Origin of the sequence: Helicobacter sp. 11-8110 (genome assembly GCF_003288905.1) — a bacterium.
GTDB classification, from domain to species: Bacteria; Campylobacterota; Campylobacteria; order Campylobacterales; family Helicobacteraceae; genus Helicobacter_D; species Helicobacter_D colisuis.
This window is the reverse complement of record NZ_NHYL01000012.1, coordinates 1-26127: the sequence shown is the minus strand read 5'-3', so window position 1 is coordinate 26127 and position 26127 is coordinate 1. Positions and strand designations below refer to the sequence as shown.

31 protein-coding genes and 1 tRNA gene are annotated in these 26127 nt (G+C 35.5%); 21 read left to right on the top strand and 11 right to left on the bottom strand.

The features are described 5' to 3' along the window. Positions 1 to 115 precede the first annotated feature (115 nt). The 4 genes from CCY98_RS07990 to CCY98_RS07975 all read right to left on the bottom strand — a co-directional run bounded on the left by CCY98_RS07990 (position 116) and on the right by CCY98_RS07975 (position 2815). Positions 116 to 1246, bottom strand: a complete 1131-nt coding sequence (locus tag CCY98_RS07990) for a glycosyltransferase family 8 protein (protein WP_258440097.1) — start codon at positions 1244 to 1246, stop codon at positions 116 to 118. A 154-nt stretch (positions 1247 to 1400) separates the two neighbouring features. Next, positions 1401 to 1484: transfer RNA gene (locus CCY98_RS07985), tRNA-Leu, on the bottom strand. A 47-nt stretch (positions 1485 to 1531) separates the two neighbouring features. After that, positions 1532 to 1852, bottom strand: coding sequence for a F0F1 ATP synthase subunit C (locus CCY98_RS07980; RefSeq protein ID WP_006656070.1), 321 nt, complete (start codon positions 1850 to 1852; stop codon positions 1532 to 1534). 171 nt (positions 1853 to 2023) lie between these two features. Continuing rightward, on the bottom strand, positions 2024 to 2815 hold the full coding sequence (locus tag CCY98_RS07975) for a pyridoxine 5'-phosphate synthase (RefSeq protein WP_112058024.1): 792 nt from the start codon (positions 2813 to 2815) through the stop codon (positions 2024 to 2026). 73 nt (positions 2816 to 2888) lie between these two features. On the opposite strand from CCY98_RS07975, the gene CCY98_RS07970 reads away from it, so the two are divergent. Together CCY98_RS07970 and CCY98_RS08400 are read left to right on the top strand one after the other, a co-directional pair. Continuing rightward, the gene (locus CCY98_RS07970) at positions 2889 to 3719 is read left to right on the top strand and encodes a 3'-5' exonuclease (RefSeq protein WP_112058023.1); all 831 of its coding nucleotides are present in this window, start codon (positions 2889 to 2891) and stop codon (positions 3717 to 3719) included. Beyond that, positions 3677 to 3877, top strand: a complete 201-nt coding sequence (locus tag CCY98_RS08400) for a hypothetical protein (protein WP_146743792.1) — start codon at positions 3677 to 3679, stop codon at positions 3875 to 3877. The genes CCY98_RS07970 and CCY98_RS08400 overlap by 43 nt, the downstream gene beginning before the upstream one ends. Positions 3878 to 3970: 93 nt before the next feature. On the opposite strand, the gene CCY98_RS07965 is transcribed toward CCY98_RS08400, so the two are convergent. Both CCY98_RS07965 and CCY98_RS07960 read right to left on the bottom strand, forming a co-directional pair. Beyond that, entirely contained in the window at positions 3971 to 5617 is a 1647-nt protein-coding gene (locus CCY98_RS07965) for a hypothetical protein (protein WP_112058022.1), read from the bottom strand. Next, the gene (locus tag CCY98_RS07960) at positions 5614 to 6807 is read right to left on the bottom strand and encodes a hypothetical protein (RefSeq protein ID WP_146743791.1); all 1194 of its coding nucleotides are present in this window, start codon (positions 6805 to 6807) and stop codon (positions 5614 to 5616) included. The genes CCY98_RS07965 and CCY98_RS07960 overlap by 4 nt, the downstream gene beginning before the upstream one ends. Positions 6808 to 6900: 93 nt before the next feature. Here CCY98_RS07960 and CCY98_RS07955 point away from each other — a divergent pair, with 93 nt between their 5' ends. The 12 genes from CCY98_RS07955 to CCY98_RS07900 all read left to right on the top strand — a co-directional run bounded on the left by CCY98_RS07955 (position 6901) and on the right by CCY98_RS07900 (position 17367). Beyond that, positions 6901 to 7083, top strand: coding sequence for a hypothetical protein (locus CCY98_RS07955; RefSeq protein WP_112058020.1), 183 nt, complete (start codon positions 6901 to 6903; stop codon positions 7081 to 7083). A gap of 137 nt (positions 7084 to 7220) precedes the next feature. After that, on the top strand, positions 7221 to 8126 hold the full coding sequence (locus tag CCY98_RS07950; RefSeq protein WP_112058019.1) for a PDC sensor domain-containing protein: 906 nt from the start codon (positions 7221 to 7223) through the stop codon (positions 8124 to 8126). A gap of 2 nt (positions 8127 to 8128) precedes the next feature. After that, a complete protein-coding gene (gene hisH, locus CCY98_RS07945) occupies positions 8129 to 8740 on the top strand; it encodes an imidazole glycerol phosphate synthase subunit HisH (RefSeq protein WP_112058018.1) in 612 nt (203 codons plus the stop codon). A gap of 141 nt (positions 8741 to 8881) precedes the next feature. Then, a complete protein-coding gene (gene hisA, locus CCY98_RS07940; protein WP_112058017.1) occupies positions 8882 to 9589 on the top strand; it encodes a 1-(5-phosphoribosyl)-5-[(5-phosphoribosylamino)methylideneamino]imidazole-4-carboxamide isomerase in 708 nt (235 codons plus the stop codon). Between the two features lie 111 nt (positions 9590 to 9700). After that, positions 9701 to 10075 carry a chemotaxis response regulator CheY gene (locus CCY98_RS07935; protein ID WP_112058016.1) on the top strand — a complete coding sequence of 125 codons (375 nt, stop codon included), beginning with the start codon at positions 9701 to 9703 and terminating at the stop codon, positions 10073 to 10075. A 2-nt stretch (positions 10076 to 10077) separates the two neighbouring features. After that, positions 10078 to 10911 carry a 50S ribosomal protein L11 methyltransferase gene (gene prmA / locus CCY98_RS07930; RefSeq protein WP_112058015.1) on the top strand — a complete coding sequence of 278 codons (834 nt, stop codon included), beginning with the start codon at positions 10078 to 10080 and terminating at the stop codon, positions 10909 to 10911. 2 nt (positions 10912 to 10913) lie between these two features. Then, positions 10914 to 12845 carry an ATP-dependent zinc metalloprotease FtsH gene (ftsH, locus tag CCY98_RS07925; protein ID WP_112058014.1) on the top strand — a complete coding sequence of 644 codons (1932 nt, stop codon included), beginning with the start codon at positions 10914 to 10916 and terminating at the stop codon, positions 12843 to 12845. Between the two features lie 12 nt (positions 12846 to 12857). Further along, the gene (locus CCY98_RS07920) at positions 12858 to 13460 is read left to right on the top strand and encodes a hypothetical protein (RefSeq protein WP_258440077.1); all 603 of its coding nucleotides are present in this window, start codon (positions 12858 to 12860) and stop codon (positions 13458 to 13460) included. After that, positions 13460 to 14191: a CDP-diacylglycerol--serine O-phosphatidyltransferase gene (gene pssA, locus CCY98_RS07915; RefSeq protein ID WP_112058012.1), complete on the top strand. Its 732-nt coding sequence runs from the start codon at positions 13460 to 13462 to the stop codon at positions 14189 to 14191. The genes CCY98_RS07920 and pssA overlap by 1 nt, the downstream gene beginning before the upstream one ends. 135 nt (positions 14192 to 14326) lie before the next feature. Continuing rightward, positions 14327 to 15850, top strand: a complete 1524-nt coding sequence (locus CCY98_RS07910; protein ID WP_112058011.1) for a 2-isopropylmalate synthase — start codon at positions 14327 to 14329, stop codon at positions 15848 to 15850. A gap of 42 nt (positions 15851 to 15892) precedes the next feature. Beyond that, complete coding sequence (gene msrP, locus CCY98_RS07905) at positions 15893 to 16825, top strand: protein-methionine-sulfoxide reductase catalytic subunit MsrP (protein ID WP_112058010.1); 933 nt, start codon at positions 15893 to 15895, stop codon at positions 16823 to 16825. Then, positions 16825 to 17367 carry a hypothetical protein gene (locus CCY98_RS07900; RefSeq protein WP_112058009.1) on the top strand — a complete coding sequence of 181 codons (543 nt, stop codon included), beginning with the start codon at positions 16825 to 16827 and terminating at the stop codon, positions 17365 to 17367. Before msrP ends, CCY98_RS07900 begins: the two co-directional genes overlap by 1 nt. Before the next feature lie 19 nt (positions 17368 to 17386). Here CCY98_RS07900 and CCY98_RS08700 read toward each other — a convergent pair whose 3' ends face one another. Then, complete coding sequence (locus CCY98_RS08700) at positions 17387 to 18109, bottom strand: hypothetical protein (protein ID WP_258440047.1); 723 nt, start codon at positions 18107 to 18109, stop codon at positions 17387 to 17389. A 33-nt stretch (positions 18110 to 18142) separates the two neighbouring features. Further along, on the bottom strand, positions 18143 to 19300 hold the full coding sequence (locus CCY98_RS08695; protein WP_258440037.1) for a nuclease-related domain-containing DEAD/DEAH box helicase: 1158 nt from the start codon (positions 19298 to 19300) through the stop codon (positions 18143 to 18145). A gap of 152 nt (positions 19301 to 19452) precedes the next feature. Between CCY98_RS08695 and secG the strand changes: the two genes are divergently transcribed. The 6 genes from secG to CCY98_RS07865 all read left to right on the top strand — a co-directional run bounded on the left by secG (position 19453) and on the right by CCY98_RS07865 (position 22764). Continuing rightward, a complete protein-coding gene (gene secG, locus CCY98_RS07890) occupies positions 19453 to 19791 on the top strand; it encodes a preprotein translocase subunit SecG (RefSeq protein ID WP_112058008.1) in 339 nt (112 codons plus the stop codon). A 9-nt stretch (positions 19792 to 19800) separates the two neighbouring features. Next, the gene (gene frr, locus CCY98_RS07885; RefSeq protein ID WP_112058007.1) at positions 19801 to 20361 is read left to right on the top strand and encodes a ribosome recycling factor; all 561 of its coding nucleotides are present in this window, start codon (positions 19801 to 19803) and stop codon (positions 20359 to 20361) included. Positions 20362 to 20373: 12 nt separating this feature from the next. Then, the gene (gene pyrE / locus CCY98_RS07880; protein ID WP_112058006.1) at positions 20374 to 20985 is read left to right on the top strand and encodes an orotate phosphoribosyltransferase; all 612 of its coding nucleotides are present in this window, start codon (positions 20374 to 20376) and stop codon (positions 20983 to 20985) included. 15 nt (positions 20986 to 21000) lie between these two features. Beyond that, positions 21001 to 21471 (top strand): RDD family protein, encoded by a 471-nt coding sequence (locus CCY98_RS07875; protein ID WP_112058005.1) that lies wholly within the window; start codon positions 21001 to 21003, stop codon positions 21469 to 21471. 62 nt (positions 21472 to 21533) lie between these two features. Then, positions 21534 to 22214: a F0F1 ATP synthase subunit A gene (locus CCY98_RS07870; RefSeq protein WP_112058004.1), complete on the top strand. Its 681-nt coding sequence runs from the start codon at positions 21534 to 21536 to the stop codon at positions 22212 to 22214. Continuing rightward, complete coding sequence (locus tag CCY98_RS07865; protein WP_112058003.1) at positions 22198 to 22764, top strand: thiamine phosphate synthase; 567 nt, start codon at positions 22198 to 22200, stop codon at positions 22762 to 22764. The genes CCY98_RS07870 and CCY98_RS07865 overlap by 17 nt, the downstream gene beginning before the upstream one ends. On the opposite strand, the gene leuB is transcribed toward CCY98_RS07865, so the two are convergent. From leuB to CCY98_RS07850, 3 genes are read right to left on the bottom strand one after another with little or no spacing between them, the layout of a single operon-like run. Further along, positions 22761 to 23849, bottom strand: coding sequence for a 3-isopropylmalate dehydrogenase (gene leuB / locus CCY98_RS07860; protein WP_112058002.1), 1089 nt, complete (start codon positions 23847 to 23849; stop codon positions 22761 to 22763). The two genes, CCY98_RS07865 and leuB, sit on opposite strands and share 4 nt — an antisense overlap. Further along, positions 23824 to 24309 (bottom strand): 3-isopropylmalate dehydratase small subunit, encoded by a 486-nt coding sequence (locus CCY98_RS07855; protein WP_112058001.1) that lies wholly within the window; start codon positions 24307 to 24309, stop codon positions 23824 to 23826. The genes leuB and CCY98_RS07855 overlap by 26 nt, the downstream gene beginning before the upstream one ends. 9 nt (positions 24310 to 24318) lie before the next feature. Continuing rightward, positions 24319 to 24537: a hypothetical protein gene (locus CCY98_RS07850; RefSeq protein WP_112058000.1), complete on the bottom strand. Its 219-nt coding sequence runs from the start codon at positions 24535 to 24537 to the stop codon at positions 24319 to 24321. 243 nt (positions 24538 to 24780) lie between these two features. Here CCY98_RS07850 and CCY98_RS07845 point away from each other — a divergent pair. Further along, positions 24781 to 26127 (top strand): hypothetical protein (locus tag CCY98_RS07845; protein WP_146743789.1); only part of this gene is annotated, 1347 nt, incomplete at its 3' end.

Below are 26127 nucleotides of genomic sequence, written 5' to 3'. Positions count from 1 at the left end.
TGCACATCGCTTCACAACAAATTATCAAATTTTATTCGATACTCCTAGCCTAAAATCCTTGCTTGATTCTTTTTGAAGTTTTTAATCATATGCAACATTCTAAAAGGGAATGAAATTAATTTACTTTTTTGCGTTTATGATAAGCATTAAAAGCAACTCTTCCTATATCTCTAGCTAAATTATAATCTTTTAGTGGAATTTCTTCTTGCTCTATTGAATCTTTATTTTTAATAAGAAAATAAGTATAAAATGGAATTAGAATAAATAAGCCTTTTTGATAATATCTTAAAAGCTTGTATCCAATCAAACATTGAAAAGCTAAGGCACTATCTGCTTGTGGCTTGAGTGGTAATAATTTCTCTTTAAAAATAGGGGTTTGCTCCACCACATCCCACCAATATTGATCTAAAAATTTATTATGATAATCCAAATAGATTTTAGCGTTATTCCAAGGTTTAGTGTGTGTGAAATAGTGCAAGATTTTGGGATTTTGCAATGCACCATTAAAGTCTTTTCTATAATAAGGAAGTTTATCTCTACCTTTTTCATCTTTACAAATCGCACGATAATAAACACAAACCATAAGATTCCATTCTATTCCAACCTTATGAGTTTTCCCAGATAAAACTATGTTTAATATATCTTGATCGTGGAAGGAATAACGATAATTTTTTCCAATCTCAAAAGCCTTATTTTCTACATTTTCTTGTCTCCACAAATCCAAATCTATAAGCAACATTCCGACATTAAAATAACTACCTGTAATATTTATGGGCTGATAAGCTTGATTTTTGGGCTTAAAAATCTTTTGAGAATGGTGCTCCATTACAACCCCACAAATTTTACCTTGCAAATCCACCTCAAATAGCTCTCTTAAATCGCCCAAAACAACCATATCTACATCCAAATAAACACATCGCTTAATTGATAATGGCAAAGCAGCGCCAATCTTTAAACGATAATAAGTCAAATAATTTCCATTAAGTGTAGGCATAGAGTATTCTCTAAAGAGTTGGTCATCTAAAATATAAATAGCGAGTGTGCAAGGATAAATTTTTGAAAGCTCTAAGGCAAGATTCTCTAGATTATCTCTATTTTCTTGGCTAATAGAATCCATTAAAAGATGAAAATGATAGGCTTTATTTTCTAATTTGGAATCTTGATTGGTATTTTGAATAATTGAAGCGATTAGCACTGCTGCATAAGGCACATAATTTTCATTTAAATTCAAAACAACATCATACATTATTATCCCCTAAGTATTTTACAAATATTTTGCAAGATTGTAGCATAAAATCAAATATCAACCAACACAAATTACGATACTTTATAGTATTCAAATAATTTAATTTTACATTTATAGAAGAATAGATTATTTTACAAAAGAAATTTTAGAAGTATGGTGCGCTGGGCGAGACTTGAACTCGCACGGGTCGCCCCGCCACCCCCTCAAGATGGTGTGTCTACCATTCCACCACCAGCGCAATAAAAGCTTAAGATTCTAGCCAAGACTAGAATCTTAAAAGGGTTATTATAAGCCTAGTATTCCTGCAAAAGGGTTAGCATAAAGAAGAATCAAAGCTACAACAAGTGTATAAATAACTTGCGCTTCAATCATCGCTAATGCAATAAACATTGTTGTCATAAGCTTACCACCCACACCAGGATTTCTAGCCATACCAGAAATAGTCGCAGCTGCTGTGCTTCCCATACCGATAGCACCACCAAGCGCAGCAATACCTAATCCAATACCTGCAGCAATTGCAGAATAAGACAACAACATTTCACCAGCACCTTCAGCAGCAAATGCTACACTAGCTAATGCAAAAAATGCTAAAAATAACTTTTTCATTATTATCTCCTTGAAATTTCAAAGTCTGTTCGGATCTGTCCCCTACTTATCACTTTGTAAGGTGCAATTATTATCATTTTTTGCTAAATTTTAAATAAAAGTAAGCCCACAATTGACAAAAATTTACAAATTTTTTGTTTTCTTTGTTTTAATTGTTGCGCAAAACACTTTTTATTGACTTTTTTGTGCCAACAAAGCCTTTAATTCCCTAATAGCATTCTCTAGCCCAACAAAAATTGCTCTTGCAATAATACTCTGTCCAATATTTAATTCCACAATCTCTTGAATCTCCAAAATAGGCTTTAAATTGACATAATTTAATCCGTGCCCCGCTGCGACCTCCAAGCCCAACTCATTTGCCTTTTTTGCTCCTTTTTTAAGAGAATCCAAAGACTGCTTCCAAAGATTTTGCAACTCTTTTTTGGGCAATTCTAATTCTTTGATGCTATTTTTCATCTTAGGTAAGTTTGAAAAAAGCATTAAGTGCAAATTCGCATAACTCCCTGTGTGCAACTCTATCATCTCTGCCCCCACTTCCTTAGAGGCTTCAATTTGACTTACCTCAGAATCAATAAAAAGCGAAACTTGCGTGCCAACTTCTTGAAAACTTTTTGTAATTTGCAAAATGCGCTCAAAATTCCCCACAACATTTAACCCACCCTCTGTCGTTACTTCCTCTCTATTCTCTGGAACAAGCGTGATTCTATGTGGAGCAATTTTTAAAAGAAATTCAATAATAGCAGGATTAATTGATGACTCAATATTAATAGGTAAAAACGAAGATTGTGCTATCCGCAAAATGTCTTCATCATGCATATGACGCCTATCTTCCCTTAAATGCATCGTGATTTGATCTGCCCCTGCTCTCTTTGCGATAAAAATCGCTTCCAAAGGATCTGGATCATTGATTTTTCGTGCTTCTCTTAAAGTAGCAATGTGATCAATATTTACTCCAAGTAGCATTTTCACTCCTTTTTATGTCAAATTGATAGGATTTTAACTAAAATAACTTTAAAATTTATCACAAAGGTTTGCTATGGTAATGGTATTTGACTGTGAAACAATTCCTGATACTGCACTTATAAAGCAAGGTTTTAAAAAAGAGTTTGAATCACTTAACTTGGATTTTTCTAATGAACTAGCCATTAGCAAAAAAGCAATGGAGATTCAAAAGGAAAATAGTGGGAGTGAATTTTTACCCATTTGCTACCACCAAGTCGTTTCTATTGCTGCCATTTTTTGCGATGAATATGGTTATTTTAAAAAGGTAGGAAACTTCAAAGCCATAGGCAACACCAAAGAAGAAAGAGAAAAATCGCTCATACAAGCTTTTTTAGATTATTTAAACAAACATCAGCCCAAACTAGTAAGCTTTAATGGAAGGGGATTTGACTTGCCAATGCTATTACTTAGGGCGATGAAATACAAACTTCAAGCCAATGCATATTTTGAAACAGACAATCTTCAATACAATAAAAACAAGTGGGAAAACTACCGCCAAAGGTATAGTGAAAAATTTCATACCGATTTGCTTGATGTATTGGGAAATTTTGGAAGTGTGCGTGGATTAAAACTTGATGTGCTTGCAAACCTTATGGGATTCCCAGGAAAGTATGATATTCACGGAGATATGGTGCTAGAGCTTTATTATCAAGAGGAATATGAAAAAATTGATGAATATTGCCAAAGCGATGTGTTAAACACCTATGGTTTATACCTAAATTACGAGCTTTTAAAGGGCAATTTAACACAAGAGGATTATTGCGGAATCCTAATGGGCGTTAAAGAAAAGTTGCCACAAGAGAGTGCGTATTATGGCGTATTTTGCGAGGCTGTGAATGGAATCTTGGAATCGCTTGGAGCTTAAGACGTTGGGATTCAACCTTGATTGTAAAATGTTGGCGCACACTTGTAATTCTGACTTTTTGTAGTTGTGAGATTCTATATAGAATCGTGGCACACCAACTATCTTTTGCCATTGCTAGAATTGCAACGCGATTCGTGGCAACCTATAATTTAGCATAAAGAAAACTTTTGCAATGGAATCTCTCAAATATGCAAGATTATAGATTGCCACGATTCTGCTATCGCAATGACGCGGTGGCAAACGCAACCTCCCTACATTTCCATTTCAAACTTGCTTCCTCTTAGCTTATCTTTCTCCTCTAGTTCCGAGAATCTTATCATATTCTCCACATTTTGTATCTTATGCAGCGCATTTGCTACGAGTTCCTTGCCATCTCCTGTTGTTAGGATAAAGGCGGAGCGACCATTTTGGAAGCTTAATTTGCGGATAAGTTCCACTCCAAGTTCCGCTAGAGAGGTAATAGAACCATTCATATTTATGTCTGCGCCTATTTTGTTGAAGTCTAGCTTGTTTAAATCCTCTTCATCAAAGCTCATAGCCTCGCTAAACGCACTTGCTCTCTCGCTTCTCTCTGTTAAGTCGTTAAAGTCTCCATTGCTAGTATATAGCTCATCAAGGCTTAACCGCATCGTTCTGCCTGAATCAAACTTCAATGTCATCATTCCATTATCGTCTAACCTCATTGCCACAACAGAATCCACACTCTTAAGCGCACTTGCATACTTCATAGCAGTAGAGGAGCTATTTAACCCATTGTAAAACTCTCTAAAATTTGCCTCGCTAAACTTCAAACCTGTGATTGCCTGAAATTCTCTGCGGATTGCTAGTTTATCGGCTTCTTCATTATTGTAATAATCGTGATACATTTTGTTAAAGCGATTCTGCAAACCTGCTAAATAGCTCTCCTGCTTCCCATATTTTCTATCGTCTCTGCCGTCATATCCACTAAATCTAAGTCGCTCTAGCTTCAATCCGCCGTTTAAATCCGTCTTAGAATATGCAAAATCTAGGTTTTTTAAGAGTTTTTCAAAGGTTAGCCTCTCTAGGCGGTATTCGTCTTTATAGGTTTTTGTTAAATCTATCCAACCGCTTTCATCGGCATTTTCTGCAAACATTTTTCTAATTTGGTCTTTTTGCGTGTCATTGAGCTTTTTATAGCTTTCCTCTGGGCGAAAGAGGCTTGTGCCACTTTCTAAGTTTCCTTTATTGTAGCCATATTTCTTGATATTCTCCTCTACATCTCTTTGCGTATTGACAAATTTCGTCAAATCAAGAGAGTTATAAACATCGCTAAATTTTAAGATAATTTCCTCGCCCTTAGAGTTGTAACCCTTTAGCTTTAGCTTACTAAAAAACTCATCGCTAGAATCCAAGAATCCATCTTGATTATCATCTAGGTTAATGAGCTGCCCCATATATTCTATGCTCCCCACTCCATATTGGTCATTATCATCATCTAAGTCTAAGAAAACCTGCATTTCTCCCACAGGCGTATTGAGGTATTGAGACTTTCCAGCGGCATTAAGCATATCTCCGCCACCATTTGCTCCGCTCCAGCGGTAAGCATTATCAAAATTGGTTCTACCAAACTCATCATAAGAGATAGAGTGAGAGTAGAAGCTAGGGGTGAAGTAGTTTAGCTTGTCTCCATTTAAGCTTGAGTTTGAACTCTTAAGTCCAAAGGATTGAATGGAGTTTGAGCCTAAAACATTTAATACCCTAGCTCTAGTGCTTTCTCGTGCTTGTCTTATGCGCTCTTGTTCTTTTGCTATTCTTGCTTGTTCTTGGGATTCCTTGATTGTTTCCTCTGTTAGCTTGAAGTTGCCATTAGTCTCTAGTGTGCCCAAATTGTTTGAAACCAATTTGGGTTTAATATGCATTGGATTGTTGATATTCATTGCCCAGCTCCTTGTCTATTAACTCGCCAATCAATCAAAAGTATATTTAGTGTTTGTGGGTCATAGTAAATATCTATATCTTGTAGAGTTAAAATAGAGGAAGTGCCACCTGTTAAGACTATGTAAGATTCTTGGATTAGGGTATTAATACCATAAGTTACCTGCCCACCTGTGGAATAGATTAGCTTCTCTTTTGCATTATAATTGCTCATAAGTTCAAACATTCCTACAATGGGATTATAAAAAAGCTCTTTAGCGTTAATATAGAATCTTGTTTCGTCATTTTCTAAATATCGCATTAAATCATCTGCACTAAAATATCTCTGATAAGAAACATCTTTTGAAAATTTAATTGTCTGATTCCCAAAAGTTTTTTGGACTAATTCTTCATCGCTTCCATCTTCTGCTTTCCAACCAATTTGATAATCTAACACTTTTTCTATTGCTTGAATATATACCCATTTGTTAAGAGGAATCGGCTTTGTTGTGATAATGCGTTCCGTAGAATAATCAGAATACTTTGTGGTAACAGAAAGCAAACCAGAGGGCAATAGTTCAAAATTAAAATACTGATATTCCCAAGCTGGGTCGTCTTGCTTATATATTTCATTTCTGTTAAATAACGAAATGGCTTCAGAGAAGTATCCGCCAAGTTTTATCCACATTCCAAAGCTATTAGAATAGGGCATACCCCATTCAGGATATTTATCTGTGGCATTTCTCCCGCCATTATAATAAGTTCTAGCATTCACATATTCTGTATAGAGCTCTTTCTTGTCAGGATTCCACTTTTGCACCGCATAATCTTTTGGGCTATCAAGTCTGCTAGAATCTATGGCAAGAATATTTCCAACTTCCGCGAATGGTTTATCTGTGGTATAAGTTATGTACAAAATGACATTACCCGCACTATCTTTGAGTGCAACAAGCGAATCGGTAGAGGGGTTAAAAGGTGGCACAACATCGTTATTATAAGGATAAGTTCCACCTCTTGCACCCTTAACTACCTTTGTTTGTTTTTGAGGAATCTTAATTGCAGATTTTACTTCCTTTGGGAAGTTTTGTAACATTTCCTTTGCTTCTTTTCCGCTTAGGGCTTCACCAATTTGCACTTTGGGTTGTGTTTGTGCGAAAAGTAATGTGCCTAAAGCCCCAAAAAGAACAAATCCAAACAACGATTTTTTCAACATTTCCTTCTACTTTTATAAAAAACTTATTTATTATATCGGAATTTTTCAAGAAAAGTTAAGATAAATTTTACATTTATTGTTGTGGGATTCCACTTGTGGAATCTACTTTTTGCGAGATTATGGATTGCTTCGGCTATGCCTCGCAATGACGAGGTGGTAAGTGTTTCGGTTTATAAGATTGTAGATTGTTTCGTCATTGCGAACGAAGCGAAGCGGAGTGCGGCAATCCATAATTTTAACACAAAAGGGGATTTTGCAATGGAATCGCGAATTTAAAGGCAAGATTTAGCTTATAGATTGCTTCGTCGCGTTGCTCCTCGCAATGACAGAAAACCAAACACAAACACAAATCCATTTATTAAAGGTTTATCTAGTTTTGCTACAATTACGCAAAATAAAATAAGGAATCTAAAATGCTCTCTAAAGACATTACACATTTTAGTGAAATGCGCTATGAAATCCGCGCATACTTGTGTTTTTTAATGCAGCGCAATATCAAGAATCATTTGCCACACATTGAGTTAAACAAAATTGTAGATGGTATTCAAAAAATAGAAAAAGAAGTTGGAATCTTTGAGTTAATTTATGTGTTGGATTCTAGCGGAACGATTGTGCTTGATGGAATCTCTAGGGATTCTAAGATTGAGTGCAAAAAGGGAGAAAACCACAATGAACGCGCCTACTTTTACCGCGCTGTGCGTGAGAAAAAGTGCATTCTAACCGACCCTTATCCCTCTCTTGCAAGTGGGAATCTCGTCATCACGGTTGCCTATCCTCTCTATGATACCAATGGCAATCTTGCGTATGTCGTTTGTATGGATGTGCGCTTGGAAAAAAGCCTAGAGCTTGTGCGCACCACGCCTTTGTTTGGGCTATCCTTTGGAATTGGAAAAGCGATTTACTTTATAATGGCTTTATCCTTGCTTCTTGTGTGTATGCTCCTGCTTGTAAAAGGTGGCATTAGCATGTGGGAAGCATTGGAGAGATTTAATAGTCTAGATATTAAGGATATTTTTGAAGCCACGATTCTCATCACTCTTTCTTTGGCTATTTTTGATTTAGTTCGAGCAATCTTTGAAGAAGAAGTGCTTGGAAGACAAAAATCTCAAGATTCTAAAATGGTGCATAAAACAATGACGCGCTTTTTGGGGTCTATTGTGATTGCTCTAGCCATTGAAGCCTTGATGCTAGTTTTTAAATTCACTATTATTGAGCCTGAAAAACTTATCTATGCGGTGTATCTGATTGTTGGGGTAACGCTACTACTTGCTGGGCTATCAGTCTATGTGAAATTCACTGCTGGAGCTAGAAAGGATTAAAGATGCTTGGGATTATTGACTATAATAGCGGAAACCTAGCAAGTGTGCAAAATGCTATTTTAAAGCTTGGGGGAAAAGTTAGAATTGAATCTAATCCTGCTGAGCTTAAAAACTATGATCGATTAATACTCCCTGGTGTTGGAGCCTTTGGTGAAGCTATGGAAAATCTAGAAAAAAGTGGTATGAAAGAATCGATTTTAGAATTTGCAAAAAATGGAAAACCTTTGCTTGGAATCTGCCTTGGAATGCAACTTTTATTCCAAAAAAGTTATGAGTTTGGGGAGCATTTTGGACTTGGTTTGATAGAGGGCGAAATTATAAAATTTGACAAAAAGCTACTCAAAGAAGATGAGAAGATTCCACATATGGGGTGGAATCTTGTCTATAAAACCCAAAATAGCCCGCTTACAAAAGACTTAGAAGAAAATTTTTATTTGTATTTTGTACATAGTTATTACTTGGGTGATTTTAAAAATGCCATCGGAATAAGCCATTATGGAGTAGATTTTGCAGCCTTGGTGCAGAAAGATAATCTCTTTGGGATTCAGCCGCACCCTGAAAAGTCTCACAATATAGGCTTAAAAATTTTAGAAAATTTTCTCAAATTTTCTTAATCTAACCCTATGTTTTACGCGCAATTAGACTTATATAGAATATAATCTCTTTTTGTTTAAAGCAAAAAAATAGATATGTTCCTATATAATTTTGCGATTAATTTTTCACTTAATGTGTTGCGGAACTTTCAAGGACAAAAAATGCAAATTATTCCAGCAATTGATTTAAAAGAAGGCTGTGTTGTAAGGCTTATGCAAGGCAAAATGGAAAGTGCCAAAATTTATTATAAAAATCCTTTAGAAGTGGTAAAGATTTTTGAAGAAATGGGCGCAGAATATTTACACATTGTTGATTTAGATGGAGCCTTTTGTGGCAAACCACAAAATAAAGCAGTGATAGAAAATATCGCCAAAAATTCCACACTCAAAATTGAAATTGGTGGTGGAATCCGCAATGAAGAGACTATTAAAGAATACTTAAATCTTGGGGTAAATCGAATCATACTAGGCTCCATTGCCCTAAAAGATCCTAAGTTTGCCAAAGAAATGGCACAAAAATATCCTATTATCATTGGGATTGATGCCAAAGATGGAAAAGTTGCCACAGAAGGTTGGGATCAGGTGGGTAGAGTGCTTGCAAGTGAATTTGCAAAAGAATTTCAAAACAGCCCTATAGAAGCGATTATTTGCACAGATATTAGCAATGATGGAATGCTTAATGGAATCAATATTGATTTTACCAAAGAAATCGCCCAAAGTAGCGGTAAATTTACTCTTGCAAGTGGTGGATTATCGTGCCTAGAAGACCTAGAGAAGCTCTATCTTTCTAAAATAGATGGCGTAATTGCAGGCAAAGCTTTCTATGAAAAAAAGCTTGATCTAAAAGAAGCCTTTAGAAAATTTAAATAACAAAATCCCGTGGGATCAAAAAATTTAATTGTAGCTTATGGTAAATTTTGCTATGATATTATAATATTTTTGTAGTGAAATTTATTTTTAGCTAGTAATAAGGAGTTTGCTTTGAAAATGGTTGTTGTTGATGATAGTTCTACGATGAGAAGAATCATAAAAAACACACTTGCAAGATTAGGTTATAATGATATTTTAGAGGGAGAAAATGGTCTTGAAGGTTGGGATCAGATGAATGCTAATCCTGATGTAAAAGTTTTGATCACCGATTGGAATATGCCTGAAATGAATGGTTTAGACTTAGTTAAAAAAGTTCGTGCCGATGAGAGATTTAAAGATATTCCTATTATTATGGTTACCACAGAGGGAGGAAAAGCAGAGGTTATTACAGCTCTCAAAGCAGGGGTCAATAACTACATAGTCAAACCATTTACCCCGCAAGTTCTAAAAGAAAAATTAGAAGTTGTATTAGGTGTAAATGACTAACAATGGGATCTTATAATTGCCTCAATATCAAAGTTGATAAATTTTTATGGCTTTTTGAGAATAAGGCATTAGAAATCACCAAAGAAGCCATTGAAGAAATTGAAAATGGCTTTATTATTCGCACTCATCAAGACATCAATACCATTCAAAAGCAATTAGAAAGCTATAGCAAAGAGCTTGAAGATCTTATGCAAGAAAAAATTCATCTTGAATTTGAATCAAGCACTCAAAAAAATGAAGATTGGATCACAAAATATCGCGATTCCATACAACCCATTGAATGTGGAAAATATTATATTTATCCCCCTTGGTTTTCTCCCAAAACCGATAAACTCAATCTCATTATTGAACCTGCACTAGCCTTTGGAAGTGGGCATCATGGTAGCACTTTTGGTTGCCTAGAAGCACTTAATAAACTCTCTTTAGAAAATAAAACTCTCCTAGATGTAGGCTGTGGAAGTGGAATCTTGGCTATTGCTGCTAAAAAAAGTGGTGCCGAAGTTTGGTGCTGCGACACTGATGAAATAGCAGTGAATGCCACCAAAGACAATGCCAAAAAAAACAATCTTACTTTAGATAGAGTTTTCTTGGGATCCATTGACAAAATAGCTGACAAAAAAGATTGCTTTGATGTTGTAGTTGCTAACATTCTAGCCGACATTATTGTAGCATTGCCTTTAGATTCGTATGTTAAACAAGATGGGATATTAATCTTATCAGGGATTTTAGAAAAATATACAAAAAAAGTCCTTGATAAGTTTAAAAACTTAGAATTGCTTACCCAAAATAATCATCAAGAATGGGTAACTTTAACCTTCAAAAAAATACAAGGATAATAATGCAACGACAAGACAATAATCAAAATCAACCACAAGATAAAAAACCTAATAATTTTTTCAATCAGAATCCTCTTTTGATGTTTGTTATTTTTGCAATCATTGCTATTGTTGTTTTTCGCTTCATGTCCCCAAATGGCGAAGTAAGCAGACTAAGCGGTGCAAATACTACTAAAACTATCAACTATTATGAGCTAAAAAAACTCATTGAAAATAAACAAGTGGATTTTGTTGCCATTGGACAAACCAATATCAAGGCAACTTCAAACAACGAAAATGGAAAAATTGTCTATAATGCTCAAAGAGTAAGTCCGGATAATACGCTAATTCCTTTGCTAGATGAAAAAGGTGTGGAATACACTGGCTATAGCGAGAGTAATTGGCTTAGCGATATGCTCTTTGGTTGGGTATTACCCATCTTTATTTTCTTTGCAATTTGGATGTTCTTGGCCAATCGTATGCAAAAAAATATGGGAAGTGGAATATTGGGATTTGGAAGCTCAAGAAAGCTTGTCAATTCAGAAAAACCTAATGTTAAATTTGATGATATGGCAGGAAATGCAGAAGCTAAAGATGAAGTAGTAGAGATTGTAGATTTTCTAAAGAATCCTGAGCGTTACGCTGCACTTGGGGCTAAAATACCTAAAGGTGTTCTATTAGTGGGACCTCCAGGAACAGGTAAAACACTTCTTGCAAAAGCTGTAGCAGGTGAAGCCAATGTTCCATTTTTTTCAGTTAGCGGAAGTAGCTTCATTGAAATGTTCGTAGGTGTTGGGGCAAGTAGAGTAAGAGACCTGTTTGAAAATGCTAAAAAAGAAGCACCAAGCATCATCTTTATTGATGAAATTGATGCCATTGGTAAAAGTCGCGCTAATGGAATGGTGGGTGGAGGAAATGATGAGCGCGAACAAACACTCAATCAACTTTTAGCCGAAATGGATGGATTTAATTCTGATTCCTCCCCTGTTATCGTGCTTGCGGCAACTAACCGACCTGAAGTTTTAGATCCTGCTCTCTTGCGTCCAGGTAGATTTGATAGGCAAGTTTTAGTAGATAAACCTGATTTTGAAGGTAGAGTGGAGATTCTAAAAGTGCATATCAAAAATATCAAACTTGCTCGCAATGTTGATTTATTTGAAGTTTCAAAACTAACAGCCGGACTTGCAGGAGCAGACTTGGCTAATATTGTTAATGAAGCCGCACTTCTTGCAGGAAGAAACGATAAAAAAGAAGTTGAACAAAGCGACTTTTTAGAAGCAGTGGAAAGAAGTATTGCAGGATTGGAGAAAAAATCTCGTAGAATCTCTCCAAAAGAGAAAAAAATCGTTGCCTACCACGAAAGCGGACACGCACTTATAGCAGAAATCACTAAAGGGGCAAAAAAGGTAACCAAAGTATCTATTATTCCACGCGGTTTGGCAGCGCTTGGATACACACTTAATACGCCTGAAGAAAACAAATATCTGATGCAAAAGCACGAACTACTTGCTGAAGTGGATGTTTTACTCGGAGGAAGGGCGGCTGAAGCGGTATTTTTAGGCGAAATTTCTACCGGAGCTAGTAATGACTTAGAGAGAGCCACAGACATTATTAAAGCTATGGTAAGCTATTATGGAATGACTGATGTAGCTGGGCTTATGGTGCTAGAGAAACAACGCAATGTTTTTTTAAATGGTGGATTAGGTAGCACAAGAGAATATAGCGAGGAAATGGCACAAAAAATGGATTCTTATATTAAAACTATTCTTAATGAGCGTTTTGAAGCTGTAAAAGAATCACTAGAAACTTATAGAGAAGCTATTGAAAATATCGTTAAAGAACTTTTTGAAAAAGAAAATATTGATGGGGAGAAAGTGCGAGAAATCATTACGGAGTATGAAAAGGCTCATAATTTAGAAAGTAGAATTATTAAAGAAGAAAAAGAGGAAGCCTAAAAAGGAGCCATATTGAAAACAACAACACAAATTATTGCAAAAGAAGGTTGGAAGCCTATTATTATCACTTTAATTGTGTTATTTTTTTGTTGGTTATTGAGTTGGAAATTCATTGGCTTTTTGGCTTTTGCATTTTTATTATCCTTTCTTTATTTTTATTATAATCCTGAAAGAATCGCACAAGACATTTCAGAAGATGTCATTTTAGCACCCATTGATGGAATCATCACTCACATAGAAAACCAAGAGAATAATCTCTTAATAACAATCAAAAAGCCCATTTGCTTTTGCGGATTGATACGAATGCCTTTTAATGGCGTAGCCAAAAAAGTCTATCATATCCGTGGCTTAGCCAATGCTCAAGAATCAACAGGCGAGAAAATATGCTTGGAGTTTGGCAAGTCTAAAAATCATACTTCACTCATTTTGTATCCCAAAATCTGTCCGCGCAATCTTTTTATTTATTTTAACGATTCTAATTTTAGAGAAGGAGAGCGAATTGGCTTTTTTTTAAAAGGAATTGCTAAATTACAATTACCCAAAAATGTAGAAATTAAAGTCTCCATAGGCGATAAAATCTTAGCTGGCTCTAGTATAGTGGGGTATGTCCGCTAATGAAAATTGATCCTTTGTATATTTTGCCAAATTTTTTCACAGGGGCAAGTATTTATCTTGGAGTCCTAAGCATTACCTATGCAACAATGGGGAGATTCCAATTGGCTTGTTGGCTTGTGTTATTAAGCTTAATCTTTGATGGATTAGATGGGCGTGTTGCAAGACTAACTGGCACCACAAGTAAATTTGGTGTGGAGTTTGATTCATTGGCTGATATTGTAGCTTTTGGCGTAGCACCTGCTATGATTTTATTTACTTATATTGGCTATATGTATGGGAAGCTAGGAATCGTTGTCTCTGGACTTTATGTGGTTTTTGGGGCAATTAGACTTGCGCGATTTAATGTAACAACTAGCCAAAATGAACCCAATGTTTTTATAGGATTACCCATTCCTGCTGCAGCGGTTTTTGTAGTTAGTTGGTTATTGCTTGAAATGGGATACCTTCAAAAATACTTTGAAAATCCAAAAATAATCTCACCATTTTTATTAATAGCAAGTTTAATAGTGGCTTTGTTAATGGTGAGTAACATTCGCTATCCTAGTTTTAAAAAATTAAATTTTGAAAAAATAAGTTTTGGTAAAATCATTGTTTTTTTGATGATAATTTTGGCAATTCTCTTTGCTTATCCTATCTTAAGCATTACGATTCTAATCACTTGCTATGTCCTTTTTGGTCCTAGTAGAGCCTTATATTATCTCACTAAGCATTTTATGGAGAAAAGAAAATGAGAATGTCTTACACGCGACATTATGGTAATGCATATAAAAATCTTTTAACTCTATCATTACTACTACCGCTGGGAATCTGATATTTAATTCTCGCTTTTCAAAAATAATGAATATAATTTTTTTAAGGATATACTAATGGAAATGATAAAAATTTTTGATACCACTTTAAGAGATGGTGAGCAAAGCCCTGGCGCTTCAATGAATACAGAAGAAAAAGTCAAACTTGCTTTGCAATTAGAAAAATTGGGTGTAGATATTATTGAAGCAGGTTTTGCCGCAGCTAGCCCTGGAGATTTTGAAGCGATTTCAAGAATCTCTGAAACACTCAAAGAAAGCACCATATGCTCCCTTGCGCGAGCTGTTCCAAAAGACATTGAATTAGCTGCAAAAGCACTAGAAAAGGCAAAACATAAGCGAATCCACACTTTTATTGCAACAAGCCCCATACACATGGAATACAAGCTCAAAATGCAACCCGATGAAGTCATTAAACGCGCCATAGAAGCTGTCAAACTTGCAAGAAGCTTGTGTGAAGATATAGAGTTTAGTTGCGAAGATGCGTGTCGTAGTGATATTGGGTTTTTAAAGGAAGTTGCTTTAGCGGTGATTGAAGTAGGAGCAACAACACTTAATCTCCCTGATACAGTGGGTTATCGTTTGCCTAATGAAATTGGAGAAATGATAAGAGAAATGAAAGCTTGCGTTGGTGATCGTGCGATTTTATCAGTGCATTGCCACAATGACTTAGGCTTGGCAGTCTCTAATTCTATTGCAGGGATTCAAAATGGTGCAAGACAGCTTGAATGCACAATTAATGGACTTGGAGAGCGTGCAGGAAACACAGCCTTAGAAGAAGTAGTTATGATTCTAAAAACGCGCAAAGATGTTTTTGGTAATCTAGATACAAGAATCAAAACCAAAGAAATTTATGCTACTAGCAAACTTGTTGCAGACATTACAGGCATTAGACCACAGCCCAACAAAGCTATTGTAGGTAAAAATGCGTTTGCTCATGAAAGTGGAATCCATCAAGATGGTATGTTAAAGCACCCAGAAACTTATGAGATTATGAAATCTAGCGATATTGGAATTCCGCAAGAAAATGGCTTGGTGCTTGGCAAACATAGTGGTAGAGCTGCTTTTAAAGATAAATTGGCAAGTTTAGGATTTGATGAAATTTCACAAGAAGAACTTGATAATGCCTTTGAAAAATTTAAGATTCTTTGCGATAAGAAAAAAGAAATCTATGATGAGGATATTCGCTCTATCCTAACTGATCAAACTAGCAAAATTCCACAAATCTTTGAATTAATTAGTTTGCAAATTAGTAGCGATTCTAATGGTGTGCCTTATGCTGCAATTTCTATCCAAAAAGATGGTAGAAGTCGCATTGACGCTGCTATTGGAAATGGAAGCGTTGATGCGATTTTAAAAACCATTGATAGGGTTAGCGGCTATAATGGCGTCCTAAAAGACTACAAAGTAGAAGCGGTGAGTGAGGGCAAAGATGCCTTGGCTAAAGTTGTTGTTAAAGTAGAGTTTGAATCAAATAAACCTGCATTTATTGGTCATGGTTTGCATTTAGATACTTTGCAAGCAACGGCTAAAGCATATATTGGTGCATTAAACAGCTATCTCTCGATGCAAAATTTAATGTAAAATCTATAACATTAAAACAATAAGTTCTAATAGGAATATAAAATGGAAATCACACCAGAGAGACTTTTTAATGCTAGAAGAAGATTTTTAAAATTAGGTGCTGGAAGTCTGGTAAGCGCCTTATTAGCCGATAATCTCCTAGCAGCAGTGCTAAAGGAAGAAGGATTAGACTTCAAAAGAATGAGCAAAGAAGAAGCGTATGCACTAAATGGTGAGCATTTGGAGCTTACCAAAGAAGAAATTGCAACTAGCTATAATAATTTTTATGAGTTTGGATTCTCCAAAACAGATCCCAAAAATAGAGCACACTCTCTAAAAACTTCTCCTTGGGAGATTCAAATTGCAGGTGAGATTGAAAAGCCTTTTAGCATTTCTTATACTGATTTGCTAAAGCAGGTGCATTTGGTTGAGAGAGTGTATCGTTTCCGCTGTGTTGAAGCTTGGAGTATGGTTATCCCTTGGGTTGGCTTTGAGCTAAGAGAGCTAATAGAGCTTGCAAAACCAAATAGCGATGCCAAATACATGCGTTTTACAACACTTTATGATCCTAAGCAATTTCCTATGCAGGGAATTATACAGCTGCTTGATTTCCCTTACAAAGAAGTTTTGCGCCTTGATGAGGCGATGCACCCCTTAACGCTACTAGCTGTTGGAATGTATCAAAAACCTCTACTTCCGCAAAATGGAGCACCTCTGCGCTTAGTTGTGCCTTGGAAATATGGATATAAATCCATTAAAAGTATTCATAAAATTGAATTCTTAAAAGAAAAACCTATCTCTACTTGGGAAGAAGAAAACCCTAGAGAATATGGATTTTATGGCAATGTAGATCCTGAAGTCTCGCACCCTAGATGGTCGCAAAGCAGTGAGCGTGTCATTGGTAAAAGAGGACAGATTAAAACTCTCTATCTCAATGGTTATGCCAAAGAAGTGGAACACTTTTATCAAGGCTTAGATAGGGCAAAGCTTTATTAATGCAAATCATCATTGAATCCATTGCACTTTTTGCTTTATTTTGCCTTGGTTCTTATGGAATCTTATCCATAGAGAATCAGATTCTTTATGGCATCTATTTTTCCTTTGAAGCTCTCTATCTCTACACTGGGTATTTTGCCTTTGCCTTGCTTTTTGTTGGGCTTTGGTTGCCAAATCCCTATGGTAGATTACTTGGCTTACTAGCCTTTGTTGCTATGAGTTGGCATTTTCTTATTTTTGTTTATTTGGATTTTGGATTAAACATTAAATTAATACTCCAAAAGATTCTTCCAGAAAACTCTTTAATTTTGGGAGGCATTAGCTTTTTAACAAGCATATTTGTATTTTGTGCTTCTTTGATAAATCTTTTTGGGCGCTTTAAAATGTATTTTTGGGTCTATTTGATAATCTTACTTGCGCTTTTACATATCCTTACTCAACAAAAGATTCTAAGCACCCTCCATTACTCACTACTTATTGCGACTTTATGTGCGCTTAGTCTTAAAATCTACAAACACATAAAAATGCCAAAAGCCAATTAAGTCTTGTTTTAATAACGCGCTATAGCGCACACAGCCCTGCAACAACAGCAAAAATTTCACTCGCAGCCACTATAAACTCCGCGCTATCTTTTGCTCCAGAGAGAATGGGGCAAATCTTTGCAAGTTTAAATTTACTAGTTCCTTTAGATTCTGTGCTGTCTTTTTCTTTTTGCGCTTCAACCTGCTTAGAATCCTCTTGAATGATTTTTAATATTTCATTAACTTCATCAGAGAATCCTTTGCCGCTAAAGTCCAAATAAATATTTTCCCTAGCACGCGTAAGAAGAACATAGGTTTTGCGATATAAGAGATCGGGTTCATATTTTTGTGTAATATTTAAAAAATCAACAAATCCATGAACCACGACATTTTGAGCTTCTAGTCCTTTAATTCCTTGAATAGTCATAATTTTTATATCTTTTCTTCCAATGGAATCTAAAATACTTTTTAACTCTTCAATATTTTTATTGCTAAAAGTCAAAAGAATATTACTTTCATTATTAGGAAGATTTTTCAATAAATTTTTTAAATTATCATTTTCCTTATAATTGAAATTTTGCACCTTTATTTCGCCTGTTTCTAGGACACAATTAATATCGCTTGTGAAATTACTTTTCAAATAAAAAGACTTTTTATAGTATTCATTTAGCTTTTTGTCTTTATTGAGTATTTTAAAGGCACACACGGCAATATTTGATGGAGTTCTATAGACATTTTTAAGATTTTTAACGCGCCCTTGCATAGAGATTTTTTCAAATTTTGGGTGGTGAAAAACTTACGCGATATTCTCCATAGAATAAGAATAGAATCTTTGTGCTTCATCTATAAAGAAAATGCAATCTTTAATTTCTTCATATAAGATTCGCATAAAGCCCTCTGGCATATCTTGCGTTTCATCACACAGCATATAATCCACAGGATTTCTTTTAAGATAATTTTGCAGTTTTAGCTTAAACTCTTCTAGTGCCTCATCACTTTCAAAAATTTCATATTGCTTGGAGATAGGTGTGGCTTGAATCTCTTTTGTGCTTTGCGCCTTAATTCCCACTTTACTAAAATCAAAATCAATCTCCCTTAAAAAAGCCATAATAGAAATAATTTTGATTTGTTTGGAATCATAATTTTCTCCAAAACTTGTTTTAATGGCATTTTCTAAGTTGTTATTAAAACACAAAATCAAAAAGCGCTCACTGCTATCTTTTTTCAATTGCTGCGCTACAAAATTAGTCAATATAATCGTTTTACCAGTTCCTGCAACACCGCGAATGATTCTAAAGCCATCTTTGTAGCCATTCATAATCCCTAGTTGTTTATGATCAAAAAAGACCACTTCATCTTTTGTAATTATCGGGATTATTTGATTGCTTTTGGAATCTTTAGCAGAAACAAACAAAGAAGTAATTTTAAGAAAATCTTTTTTATTAGGCACATTGATGCTAGTGGATTTAAAAAAACGACCAAAAGATTCTTTATTTTGCAAATCTTCTTTAAAAAATGTTAAGTATCGCATAGTTGCATCATAAGGGTGTCGAGAAAAGAACTCTTCTGCATCGCTTTTAGAAATGGATGGAAAGATAACGCGCATCTCAACATTAATAGGAATAGGACAATCTCCAAAATTTTCTTTTAAAATAGACAAAATTAAATTTCTATATTTATTTGCCTGATCATAAGGGGAGTGTTTTTTAATCAATTCTAAAGAATCCCAGTTTTTTACTTCAACAACAAAAATCCCAAGAGTCGGATGCAACAAAAGCAAATCTATTTCAAAAATATTCTCGGCAAATCCTAGTCTTGCTTTGGGAATAAGATAATAGTTTTCTCTATCACTTTTATCCCTTAGAAGTGAAGCAATAGAATCGCACACATAACTCTCACCCTGCTCTCCCTTAAAATATTTTGCCAAAACCTTAGAGAGATTTGAAAAAGCCATTTTAAATCCTTCATCAAAATTCAATACCACTTTAAAAGAACATATTCTATTCTACTTGAAGCAATTATGCAAGACTCTAGCTAGAGTTTTATTTTATTTAAGTATGTTTTGGGTAGAATTCGCATAATTTTTTTATTTTTAGAAGGGAAAGTATGAGTGGAATTTTATTAATCATCCAGTTTGTTTTAGCGGTTATTATTACCATTATAGTGCTTTTGCAAAAAAGCTCTAGCATCGGACTTGGAGCGTATAGTGGAAGCAATGAAAGCCTCTTTGGGGCAAAAGGTCCAGCAGGTTTTTTGGCTAAGACTACTTTTGTTCTTGGATTTTTATTTGTAGTAAATACAATCGCATTGGGCTATTTCTATACCAAAGATTCTCAAAGTTCAATTCTTGATAATGTGGAAATTCCAGCTAATCCAACACCCACTACACCAGCAGTTCCTGTTGCACCTGCTGCACCTCAATCAAACACCCAACCTAATCAATAAGGACACAAGATGAGTTTGCAAGAGATTTACAATCACACACAAGAATCAATGAACAAAAGTATTGAATCCATGAAAAAGGAATTTGGCACTTTAAGAAGCGGAAAGGTTTCTGTAGCCATTTTAGATCATATCCGCATTAGCTACTATGACACACCCACACCACTCAATCAAGTTGGCTCTGTTATCGCTCAAGATGCTAGCACGATTGTCATCACGCCTTGGGAGAAAAATCTACTCAAAGACATTGAAAGGGCGATTCAAGAAGCCAATATCGGAGTAAATCCAAACAACGATGGAGAAACAATCAAACTCTTTTTCCCTCCAATGACAAGTGAGCAAAGAAAGGAAATTGCCAAGGAAGCCAAAAATATTGGAGAAAAAGCCAAAATTGCAATTAGAAATATCCGCAAAGATTCTAATGACAAAGTCAAAAAGCTTGAAAAAGATAAAGTTGTCAGTGAAGATGAATCTAAAAAAGGGCAAGATGAAATCCAAAAACTAACTGATAACGCGGTTAAAAAAATCGATGAACTTGTCAAACACAAAGAAGAGGAATTGCTAAAAATCTAGTAAGGAGAAGCAATGGATATTACTCAAATTTACAAAAATTCAAACGCACTTTTAGAGGGGCATTTTCTGCTTAGTAGTGGTAAGCACTCACCCTTTTATCTGCAGTCTGCTAAGGTTTTAGAAAATCCAAAAACCGCAGAAGAGTTAGCAAAAGCACTAGCAAAAATCATTCAAGAATCTAAAATAAAAGTGGATTGCGTTTGCTCACCCGCACTTGGTGGGATTCTTGCTGGTTATGAGCTTGCAAGGGCTTTGGGGGTGCGATTTATTTTCACAGAACGCGTTAATGGAGTGATGACTCTAAGACGCGGTTTTGAAATCAAAAAAAATGAAAAGATTCTTGTTTGTGAAGACATTATTACCACCGGTGGTTCTGCTATGGAATCTGCCAAAGAAGTTGAAAGTCTTGGTGCTGAAGTTGTTGGTTATGCTGCCCTTGCTAATCGAGGAATCTGCAACCGCTACCAAAGCCCAAATACCTTTGACTCTAAAGAATGCAAATTAGATTCTAATCTACCTCTCTTTGCCTTAGAAGATTTTGTATTTGAAACCTATGAGCCAAGTCAGTGTCCTTTGTGCCAACAGGGTAGCAAGGCAATTAAACCCGGAAGTCGTGGCAATTAGTCTCTAAGCTACCCTATGTCAAAACGCTGGAGGAAGATAAAGAAACAAAACACCCCACAAAATATCTCTTTGCCTTTGCAAGAAGATTCTAATTATGCGACTTTTTGGGAGAGAGGCAAGGCTCAAGTTATTGATACTTTTATGATTTATTTGCCCCTTTTGTATTTCTTAACCTATGTTGTCATAGGAAGTGCGCAAGGATTCCGCGATTCAAATTGGGGACCTTTTATTGCGGTGTTAATTTATGGCTTGATTGTGGCTTTATTAATGGCACTCAAAGGTCAAACTCCCGGTAAAAAAGCCTATGATTTATGGGTGAGGCGAGAAAATAATCAGCCCATTACTTTCCTTTTTGCGCTTTTGCGATTCTTTCTTTTTTTAATCTCTGGAGTTACTATTATTGGCATTTTAATGCCATTGTGGAGAAAAGATAAAAGCACCTTGCACGATTTGCTACTCAAAACAAGAGTCTTTAAAAAAAGTTAATTTTTTATTAAAATTATTTTTGGCATAATTATAGACTTTATAAATTTACAAGGGAGACATTTATGAATTCCATTTTCACATTTGCGGGGTTGATTAATCATAATCACGACTTTATCATTGCATTCCATGTGGTGCTTGTAGCTATTATTGCGGTTATTTTAGCAAAACTTGCCACTTCAAGAATGCAAGTTGTTCCAGGGACTATCCAAAATGTTTTTGAAGCTTTTTTGGGTGGTGTTATCTTTATGGCAAAAGATGTTATCGGTGAGGAAAAAGCACGACAATATTTGCCTTTAACTGCTACTTTAGCGCTATTTGTTTTTCTAGCTAATGCAATTGGTATTATCCCAGGTTTTGAAGCACCTTCATCAAGCCTTAGTTTCACTCTTACGCTTGCATTAGTTGTGTTTGTTTATTACAATTTTGAAGGGATTCGCACTTTTGGAATCATTAAATATTTTGCACACTTTGCAGGACCAGTGAAAGCTCTTGCTCCCTTAATGTTCCCTATTGAAATTATCTCTCATTGTTCGAGAGTAGTTTCGCTTTCTTTCCGTCTTTTTGGAAATATCAAAGGGGATGATATGTTCTTGCTTGTTATGCTTATGTTAGCTCCTTGGGTTGCTCCATTACCTGCTTTCTTGATTTTGACTTTTATGGCATTTTTACAAGCTTTCATTTTTATGATTCTAACTTATGTTTTTTTAGCCGGTGCAGTTTTAGCAAGTGAGGAAGCGCATTAAAGCTTACCTCATCACCGATCCCAATCTCTACCCAAGCTCTCCCTTAAAATTTTATGATTTTTACAAAAATATCCTTGATTCTCACGCCATTTCCTTTGCTTGTTATCGCGACAAAGAATCCCCAAAGCCAAAACTCTTTGAAGTTTTTTTAAAACTCAATCAAAACTATCAAATCCCAAGCCTTTTAAATTCTCATTTTGAGATGGCTTTAGAATATGGCTTTGATGGATTGCATTGCAATGGCAAACAAATGCAACAAATCAGCGATGCCAAACAAAAGCTTCCTTTGGTTTTTTTTAGCGCACACAATGAGCAAGAGATAAGGGAGGCTGATTCCTATGGGGCAGATGGAATTACCCTTAGTCCAATCTTTGCAACACCCAATAAAGGAAAACCGCTGGGAATTGATTTTTTAAAAACACTTAATCTTGATTGTTATAAGGCGAAGATTTTTGCATTAGGAGGAATTATTAGCCAAAAAGAAATTTTAGAAATCTCTCAAATTCCTTTTTGTGGCTTTGCTTCTATTCGTTATTTTTTAAGCAGTTAAATTTTAGTTGCAATGATACTTCCCATTTGCTCTGTTGTGCAAATTTCTTTTGCACCAAATTCTGCTATATCTTTAGTACGATAGCCTTCTTTTAGCGCCAAATGAATCGCATTATCTATAGCATCAGCAGCCCCAATCTCACCCAAAGAATATCGTAAGAGCATACTAGCACTCGCTATTGTTGCAATTGGATTTGCAATCCCCATTCCTGCAATATCTGGCGCACTTCCATGAATTGGCTCATAGATTGCTGCTTTAGCACCAAGTGATGCAGAAGGTAAAAGCCCTATAGATCCACTTAGCATACTCGCTTCATCACTCAAAATATCTCCAAAAAGATTCCCTGTTAAAATCACATCAAATTGCTTAGGATTGCGGATAAGTTGCATCGCTGCATTATCAACATACATATGGCTTAATTCCACGCTAGAATATTCTTTTGCCACTTCACTCACTACTTCTCGCCACAACTGGCTAACATCAAGCACATTTGCCTTATCCACAGAGCAAACTTTTTTATTTCTCTTTTGCGCGGCTTCAAAGGCAATATGAGCAATTCTCTTGACTTCATCAACACTATAGACCATTGTATTAAATCCGCGATCTTTATCACGCCCTTTTGGAGTGCCAAAGTAGATTCCACCAATCAATTCTCGCACCACCAAAATATCTACTCCACGCACCACTTCAGGCTTCAAAGTGCTTGCTTCGATAAGTTCATCATAAACTTTTGCAGGTCGGAAGTTTGCAAATACTTCCAAACTTTTGCGCAACCGCAATAAACCGCTCTCAGGGCGTAATTCTCTAGGCAAATTATCCCATTTTTCACCACCAATTGCTCCAAAAAGTGTGGCATCTGCCTTAAGACATCCTTCAATAGTTTCATCTGGCAAGGGGTTTTTTGTTAAATCATAAGCGATTCCGCCCATCAAATAATCTTCAAATTCCAAGCCAAATCCAAATTTCTCTGCAACAACCTTTAAAACCTTAAGGGCTTCATTAATGATTTCAGGACCAATTCCATCTCCCTTGATAACAGCAATTTTATAATTTTTCAATTTATTTTCCTTTTTGAGATTTTGCATATGGAATTAGCCCTCCTGCTTCTAAAAGCTCAAGCATAAAGGGCGGAATAGGAGTGAAGTGGTATTGTGTATTTTGAGTAATGTTTTTAATCACACCCCCTTGCAAATCAATTTCTAGTACATCCCCTTCACAAATAGAATCAGTTTCTTTAATTTCTAAAATCGGAAGCCCTGTATTAAAAGCATTGCGATAAAAGATTCTCGCATAGCTCTTAGCAATCACTGCGGCAATCCCTGCTGCTTTAATCGCCACAGGTGCGTGCTCCCTACTAGAACCACAGCCAAAATTCTCCCCTGCTACAATAATATCTCCCTTGCTAATTAAACTTACAAAATCTACCCTTGCATCCTCCATTAAATGTGATGCTAAAACTTTCTCATCGCTAGTGTTTAAATAACGCGCTGCAATGATTAAATCTGTATCTATATTATCTCCAAACTTCCAAGCCTTGCCTTGCATCTTTTCCCCTTAATCTTCATAAACTTCTAATTTTGTGCCATTCCAATACCAATCTTTGCTATAAAGCTTCTTTTTAAACTCAGGAGGAACTTTCAAAAAGAAAACTCTCTGTGGCTCTACATCTGCGCTTAACAATGAATGTTCAATGCCTAAAATTAAATTTTCTGCACTAGCAATTTTACAATGTTCCACCAAAATTTCTTGACTATCTTGTGAAATAATTGTCATCGCTTATCCTTGTATTTTAGCATTTTAAAAAGCCCATTATTATAGCATAGTTTCCTAAACTCTAAGCTTCTATTCTTTGGAATTCTCTCTTAAATTATTGTCATACCACTAAATTCAAATTTTCTAAAAAAGTTACAAAAAGCACCAAATAATCCTTATTATCTTTAATAAAATCATATTTAAACAAAAAATAAGGGGGGGGGGGCAAAATAAATGTTTTATTTTAATTTTTAAGGAGTAAGAATGAAATTATCTCTTATTGCATCAAGAGCAATATTTGGTTTAGGAGTGTTAGGGAGTGTGAGTGCATTTGGAGCAGATTACACCCTAAATAATGCTAATGACTTTCAAACTTATTTTGAAGAAAGTAGCGAGGGTAGTGGAAAATGGGTGCTAAAAGAACAATACAAAAACGATAATCTAACTTTTAATTTTGACTCTCTATCTCTAACCGACCCACAAGATCAAGGAGGTTTAGGGCTAAATATTAAAGACATTACATACAATGGCACTAAATTTATAATCGGTGATGGAATGGGTGAGGATGACAGCTATTTTGGAGAATCAGATGTTGAATTCCAGAGTGGAAACCATTCTTATACAATTAATGCAGATGTGGAGATTAAAACCGATGGGAATCTCCTAGCACAAAGCCCCTCTTATATCAATGGAAATGTGACTATAAATGGAAGCGAACAAGGTGGTGGTAGTCTAGAAGTGTTTAAAATTTGGGGCGCAAATGGTTCTTTGAGTATTGATGGCACTCTTAATTCAAATTATGGTTATTTTACAATCGCTGATTCAAATAGAAAAGGCGGACTTTTACATGTAAGTGGCGATGTAAGCCTTATAAACTCTACTTTTAGAGTCATCACACAAAGCCTTTCTAGTTTAGCATTTAGTGATTATGAACTGATAAGAAGTGATAGCAAAATCACACTTGGTGGAAATAATAAAGTGAATTTACAATATTTAGTTACCCTAAAAGATCTCTTAGGCACACAAAATATTGATGGCATTGCCGATTATGAGATTGATAGAGAAGTAAGCGAGAATCTCTATAAAGCGAGTTTAGATTTAAGCAAAGATGAAAAAAGGCTCTCTACGGATATTACTACCACAGAAGATGCTAGAAACCTTGCAAAGATTCTAGCAGAAGAAGTAAAAACTAGAGATGATATGCTAATAGAGCTAAATAACCAAAAAGCAAACACTATAGATGAAGCTGAAAAAGCAAGGATAGATGAAGCTATCACACTCATCACCGCACAAAAAACTGCCATTGAAAGTGCAATCCCTACAGATCAAAATGGGCAGATTAGCGGTAAAGATTTTATTAATGTAGTAGGCACAAGCATAGCACAAAGCGATAAAGCCCTAGCAGGAGAGCTAGTAGATAAACTAAATGGTGTAAAAAATACAGAAATGCACGCAGCTTTACTTTTAGATGTAAATAAAAATATAGGTGACGCAGTAACTTCCCTAAAATCCTCCGGCAACCTAAACGAAGCACAAGGTATCTTTGATAGTTTGATTAACTCTAATATTAATGCTAGTGTGGGTATAGGTGCAATCACAAATAAAGACTTC

Bases quoted from the DNA above. Each gene is read 5' to 3' on its own strand.
- CCY98_RS07990 (WP_258440097.1), bottom strand. From the start codon at position 1,246: ATGTATGATGTTGTTTTGAATTTAAATGAAAATTATGTGCCTTATGCA.
- CCY98_RS07980 (WP_006656070.1), bottom strand. From the start codon at position 1,852: ATGAAAAAGTTATTTTTAGCATTTTTTGCATTAGCTAGTGTAGCATTT.
- CCY98_RS07975 (WP_112058024.1), bottom strand. From the start codon at position 2,815: ATGCTACTTGGAGTAAATATTGATCACATTGCTACTTTAAGAGAAGCA.
- CCY98_RS07970 (WP_112058023.1), top strand. From the start codon at position 2,889: ATGGTAATGGTATTTGACTGTGAAACAATTCCTGATACTGCACTTATA.
- CCY98_RS07965 (WP_112058022.1), bottom strand. From the start codon at position 5,617: ATGAATATCAACAATCCAATGCATATTAAACCCAAATTGGTTTCAAAC.
- CCY98_RS07960 (WP_146743791.1), bottom strand. From the start codon at position 6,807: ATGTTGAAAAAATCGTTGTTTGGATTTGTTCTTTTTGGGGCTTTAGGC.
- CCY98_RS07950 (WP_112058019.1), top strand. From the start codon at position 7,221: ATGCTCTCTAAAGACATTACACATTTTAGTGAAATGCGCTATGAAATC.
- hisH (WP_112058018.1), top strand. From the start codon at position 8,129: ATGCTTGGGATTATTGACTATAATAGCGGAAACCTAGCAAGTGTGCAA.
- hisA (WP_112058017.1), top strand. From the start codon at position 8,882: ATGCAAATTATTCCAGCAATTGATTTAAAAGAAGGCTGTGTTGTAAGG.
- prmA (WP_112058015.1), top strand. From the start codon at position 10,078: ATGGGATCTTATAATTGCCTCAATATCAAAGTTGATAAATTTTTATGG.
- ftsH (WP_112058014.1), top strand. From the start codon at position 10,914: ATGCAACGACAAGACAATAATCAAAATCAACCACAAGATAAAAAACCT.
- pssA (WP_112058012.1), top strand. From the start codon at position 13,460: ATGAAAATTGATCCTTTGTATATTTTGCCAAATTTTTTCACAGGGGCA.
- CCY98_RS07910 (WP_112058011.1), top strand. From the start codon at position 14,327: ATGGAAATGATAAAAATTTTTGATACCACTTTAAGAGATGGTGAGCAA.
- msrP (WP_112058010.1), top strand. From the start codon at position 15,893: ATGGAAATCACACCAGAGAGACTTTTTAATGCTAGAAGAAGATTTTTA.
- CCY98_RS07900 (WP_112058009.1), top strand. From the start codon at position 16,825: ATGCAAATCATCATTGAATCCATTGCACTTTTTGCTTTATTTTGCCTT.
- CCY98_RS08700 (WP_258440047.1), bottom strand. From the start codon at position 18,109: ATGCAAGGGCGCGTTAAAAATCTTAAAAATGTCTATAGAACTCCATCA.
- CCY98_RS08695 (WP_258440037.1), bottom strand. From the start codon at position 19,300: ATGGCTTTTTCAAATCTCTCTAAGGTTTTGGCAAAATATTTTAAGGGA.
- secG (WP_112058008.1), top strand. From the start codon at position 19,453: ATGAGTGGAATTTTATTAATCATCCAGTTTGTTTTAGCGGTTATTATT.
- frr (WP_112058007.1), top strand. From the start codon at position 19,801: ATGAGTTTGCAAGAGATTTACAATCACACACAAGAATCAATGAACAAA.
- pyrE (WP_112058006.1), top strand. From the start codon at position 20,374: ATGGATATTACTCAAATTTACAAAAATTCAAACGCACTTTTAGAGGGG.
- CCY98_RS07875 (WP_112058005.1), top strand. From the start codon at position 21,001: ATGTCAAAACGCTGGAGGAAGATAAAGAAACAAAACACCCCACAAAAT.
- CCY98_RS07870 (WP_112058004.1), top strand. From the start codon at position 21,534: ATGAATTCCATTTTCACATTTGCGGGGTTGATTAATCATAATCACGAC.
- leuB (WP_112058002.1), bottom strand. From the start codon at position 23,849: ATGCAAAATCTCAAAAAGGAAAATAAATTGAAAAATTATAAAATTGCT.
- CCY98_RS07855 (WP_112058001.1), bottom strand. From the start codon at position 24,309: ATGCAAGGCAAGGCTTGGAAGTTTGGAGATAATATAGATACAGATTTA.
- CCY98_RS07850 (WP_112058000.1), bottom strand. From the start codon at position 24,537: ATGACAATTATTTCACAAGATAGTCAAGAAATTTTGGTGGAACATTGT.